Origin of the sequence: Marinobacter sp. (genome assembly GCF_041686475.1) — a bacterium.
Lineage (GTDB): Bacteria > Pseudomonadota > Gammaproteobacteria > Pseudomonadales > Oleiphilaceae > Marinobacter.
Window position 1 is genome coordinate 1 of sequence record NZ_JAWLDU010000110.1, and the last position, 4,855, is coordinate 4,855.

The window sequence follows — 4,855 nt, forward strand, 5'->3', positions numbered from 1 at the left end:
CGCGATCACAAAAGCGAGAACCACTTTCCACCAGCTGACAGGCGCTGCCATTATTTCTCTCCGGAAGGCTCCAGCTTGTCCTGGGTTCGCCGTTCAAAATCACTGGCATCGTGGCGCTCGTGCAACTGCTTGCTTTCATCACCCCAGGTGCGGTTGACCATCAGCCCCCGTTTGACCGCCGGGCGCTGCGCTATCTCATCAGCCCAGCGCACAACGTTCCGGTATGTGTGGACCTCAAGGAATTCCCCTGCTTCGTACAGCTTGTTCTTGACCAGCGCGCCGTACCAGGGCCAGATGGCCATATCGGCGATGGTGTACTCATCCCCTGCAATATAGCGGTTATCTGCCAGTTGGCGATCCAGCACATCAAGCTGACGCTTCACCTCCATGGTGTAGCGGTTGATCGGGTACTCGTATTTTTCCGGCGCGTAGGCGTAGAAATGACCAAACCCGCCGCCCAGGAAAGGCGCGCTGCCCATCTGCCAGAACAGCCAGTTCAGGGTTTCAGTACGGGTCACAATATCCGTAGGCAGGAATTCACCGAACTTCTCCGCCAGATAAAGCAGGATGGATCCAGACTCGAATACCCGCACGGCGGGCTCATGATTGTGATCCATCATGGCCGGAATCTTGGAATTCGGGTTCGCTTTGACAAAGCCACTGCCAAACTGCTCACCCTCGGTAATGCGGATCAGCCAGGCATCGTATTCCGCCTCTTTGATGCCTCTCTCCAGCAACTCCTCAAACATGATGGTGGCTTTCACACCGTTGGGGGTTGCCAGTGAATAGACCTGGAACGGATGCTTGCCCACCGGTAGCTCTTGGTCATAAGTGGGGCCGGCAATCGGCCGGTTGATTTTCGAGAAGGCTCCGCCACTTTCGGCGTCCCATTTCCAGACTTTCGGAGGCGTGTAGGTGTCGTCGGTCATTCAATCATCCTCGCTCTCAAGGTATCTGCGAATTTCAACCTGTTCAGGAACCGGGAAAACAGACGTCCCGGCTACGGGAAGTCAGCCTGTCCCACTTTCCTTTGTTGCTATTACGGACGGTTTTCAGATAGCTGGCAACATCGGAGAAGTGTTCGTCGGTCGCCCCCATTTTTCGTGCTTCATCGCCATGCTTATCTGACAGGAACACCAGCGCTTTGTAGTCATCACCCTGTTCGGTGAGCGAGTCACCAAGGAGAGCCAGGTGACTTGCGCAGAATATATGCATGTTGCGCTTGTCATAATCGACTTCCTGGGCCCAGCCGTTAAGGCTGAATACAGCCAGGAGCGTTGACACCAAAACCGTTTTCTTCATAAAGACTGACTCCGCAGAATGCGTTCTACCTGGCCGCACGGGCCGCATGCAGTTTCTTGTAGCTTTCGATCAGCCGCAGGTGCTTCTCAAGCCCATCCAGTTGCATATTGGTGGGCGTCAGGCCATGGAAGCGAACACTGCCGTCGACCGAGCCTACCACGGCTGCCATGGTTTCCTCACCAAACATACGCTGGAGATTCACCAGATAGTCATCGAGCTCCAGCTCATCATCAAGGGTAATCTCCAGCACTGCGTTCACCGCCCGGTAGAACAGGTTGCGTTCCACGGTGTTGTCGTTGAACTGCAGGAACGCCTCAACCCTATCGAGCGCTTCCTCATGCTGCTGCAGAGCCAGGTAGATCAAAAGCTTGAGCTCAAGAATGGTCAGTTGTCCCCAGATCGTGTTTTCATCGAACTCAATACCGATCAGGGTAATGATGTCCGTATAGTCGTCTATCTGGCTCTCTTCCAGACGCTCCACAAGATCAGCAAGCTGATCATCACTCAGGGAGTGAAGGTTCAGGATATCTTCCCGGTAATCCAGGGCCTTGTTGGTGTTATCCCAGATCAGATCGTCGGCGGGGTAAACCTCGGAATACCCGGGCACAAGAATACGGCATACCGGCGCGCCCAGTTCTTCATAGACGGCTACGTAAACCTCGTTGCCCATATCCCTGAGGATGCTGAACAGGCAGGCCGCCTCTTCCTGGTTGCTGCCAGAGAAATCCCATTCGCAGAAATCATAATCCGATTTCGCGCTGAAGAAACGCCAGGAAACCACACCCGTGGAATCAATGAAGTGTTCCACAAAGTTGTTGGGTTCGGTGACCGCAAGACTGTTGAAGGTGGGCGGTGGCACATCGTTCAGGCCCTCAAAACTTCGACCCTGCAGCAATTCCGTGAGACTACGCTCCAGCGCCACTTCCAGGCTGGGGTGTGCGCCGAAGGAAGCAAACACGCCGCCGGTTCGCGGGTTCATCAGGGTGACGCACATCACCGGGAACTGGCCACCCAGGGACGCGTCCTTCACCAGCGTCGGGAAACCCTGTAATTCCAGCGCTTCCACACCCTCGAGGATGTCCGGGTATTTCTCCAATGCCTCCCGGGGCACATCCGGAAGGGCTATCTCTTGTTCAATAATCTGCTTCTTCACCGCCCGCTCGAAGATCTCCGACAGGCACTGTACCTGGGCTTCATGCAGCGTATTCCCCGCGCTCATGCCGTTGCTGAGATACAGGTTCTCGATCAGATTCGAGGGGAAATAGACCACTTTGCCATCCGACTGCCGCACAAATGGCAGGGAAACGATCCCGCGCTCGGTTTTACCGGAGTTGGTATCGATCAGGTTGGAGCCGTAAAGCTCGCCTTCCGGGTTGTAGACGGCCAGGCAATGGTCGTCCAGAATGCCTTCGGGCAGCTCGTCATCGGGGCCTGGCTTGAACCACCTTTCACTCGGGTAGTGAATAAACTTGCTGTTGGCAATCTCCTCCCCGAAAAACTGATCGTTGTAGAAGAAGTTGCAGTTCAGGCGCTCGATGAACTCGCCCAGAGCGGAACACAGTGCGCTCTCCTTGGTGGCGCCCTTGCCGTTGGTGAAACACATGGGCGAGGCGGCATCGCGGATGTGCAGGGACCACACATGGGGCACAATATTGCGCCAGGAGGCGATCTCGATTTTCATGCCCAGATTTTCGAGGATCCGGGTCATATTGGCGATGGTCTGCTCCAGGGGAAGGTCCTTACCCTCGATATAGGTGCTCTCGCCGCCCTCCGGTTTTGTCATCAGCAACGCCTGAGCGTCCGCTCCCAGGTTTTCCACCGGTTCAATCTCGAACGTGGGGCCGGTTTGCACCACTTTTTTAACCGTACAGCGGTCAATGGAGCGAAGAATGCCCTGCCGGTCCTTGTCAGAGATGTCTTCCGGCAGCTCTACCTGGATCTTGAAAATCTGGTTGTAGCGGTTTTCAGGATCCACGATGTTGTTCTGGGACAGGCGGATGTTCTCGGTGGGGATGTCTCTTGCGAGGCAGTAAACACGAACAAAATAGGCCGCGCACAGCGCCGAGGACGCCAGAAAATAGTCGAAGGGGCTGGGTGCCGACCCGTCGCCCTTGTAGCGGATAGGCTGGTCGGTCACGACAGTGAAATCATCAAACTTGGCTTCAAGCCTGAGGTTGTCGAGAAAATTGACGTTGATTTCCATTACGAAGAATCCGGATTGGAGAATTTGGCGAGCCGTAGCCTTGGATGGCGGCCATTATCCAGTTTTTAGGGGCCTTCGTCTTGGCCTCTGGTTAAATGTCTTGCGTGCGAACCAATTCAAGTCTATAGCTGTCGGACTGCCGAAAAGCCCTTGCAGCACTGACATCCAATCGGCTGCTGCTAACGTAAGCTCAAGGCCAGCATCCAATACAGCAGGAACCTCATGTCAAAGCCTACATCCCCCACTACCCCAGCGACACCATCCCGCTTACCCTGCCGGGGCTGTCTCCCTGACTGCGGAAACTATGCAACCTGCAACGGAACCCCCTGGCGGGCCAACGCTTCAGCGCAGGCGCAGCCCCCAAAAGCCGATGGTTGAATACCTGCCTAGTTGAATCGGAATGGGTCAGGCGAGTGACGCGCGGGCTTGGAGGCCCAAAGCGCCAGCAAATTGGCGCTGTGCAGCCGATTGTTATGCTGATCGCACTAAGGCGCGTTGCGTTCGGATGGATCCGTCTTAAAATCCCTTACCAGCTTATGCGGATCAACCTGCGCCCGATATTCCTTCGCAGCCTGAGCCCACCAAATCAATTGGTTGAATGTTCGCCCAAAATAATCGAACCAGGAGTCCTGATCCTCCCGGGCCTGCACAGAACCATCGGCCGTAAAGATCTCTTGTGCCTTGGGCACATGTATCATCGCGGAAACTGGCAGGCAGCCCAGCTCTGAAAGAAACGTGCGCATTGCGACCGCCGCACGCATCCCGCCCCATTGCCCTGCTGAATAAGTAACAATTGCACTTGGCTTGTAGGAGAACAAGGAACTGCCAAAGTGGTTCAGCAGGTTAGCAAGCGCGGGACTCATCGAATGGTTATATTCGGGGCTGACCATAACAAATCCATCGGCACTTTCTATCTTCTCTGCCAATTGGTTGAGCTCCGAAGGCGCCTTGCTCCGTGGATACGCGAAGTGCGGCTTAAAGACGGGTTCTGTTGGATAATCCAAAGCATCAACCAACTCTACCTCACATTCGGCATATCGACTGTTCAGGCATTCGAGAACCGCTTCTGTAACCCGAACACCCAGGCGGGCCGGCTTCGGAGGAGTACTATCGCGTACGGTGCCCAAGAAAACCAAGAATTTCATCTGGAACTCCTTTTAATAGCAATGCCACATAACGCTTTGGCTTTTCGGCGCACCAGAGCGCCAGCGTAGGTTCGTCTGACAACAACCATTGGTTAAATTCTTGAATGCGTATGGCCATGCGCATAAACTGAGGTTATGCATTAAACAGCCACTTGGAGGCTCCAATGGCCGAACTCTACGACGAAGGCGCACCCAAAAAAGCGGC

Annotated in this window: 4 protein-coding genes; all 4 read right to left on the reverse strand. The window is 54.9% G+C overall.

Annotated features, from left to right (window positions below):
• Positions 1-50 precede the first annotated feature (50 nt).
• Positions 51-929 carry a glutathione-dependent disulfide-bond oxidoreductase gene (yghU, locus tag ACESMB_RS14675; protein WP_372971949.1) on the reverse strand — a complete coding sequence of 293 codons (879 nt, stop codon included), beginning with the start codon at positions 927-929 and terminating at the stop codon, positions 51-53.
• Positions 930-972: 43 nt separating this feature from the next.
• Positions 973-1,302 carry a hypothetical protein gene (locus ACESMB_RS14680; protein ID WP_372925429.1) on the reverse strand — a complete coding sequence of 110 codons (330 nt, stop codon included), beginning with the start codon at positions 1,300-1,302 and terminating at the stop codon, positions 973-975.
• A gap of 25 nt (positions 1,303-1,327) precedes the next feature.
• Complete coding sequence (locus tag ACESMB_RS14685; RefSeq protein WP_372971950.1) at positions 1,328-3,505, reverse strand: OsmC domain/YcaO domain-containing protein; 2,178 nt, start codon at positions 3,503-3,505, stop codon at positions 1,328-1,330.
• Between the two features lie 485 nt (positions 3,506-3,990).
• A complete protein-coding gene (locus ACESMB_RS14690) occupies positions 3,991-4,650 on the reverse strand; it encodes an NADPH-dependent FMN reductase (RefSeq protein WP_372971951.1) in 660 nt (219 codons plus the stop codon).
• Between the last annotated feature and the right edge of the window lie 205 nt (positions 4,651-4,855).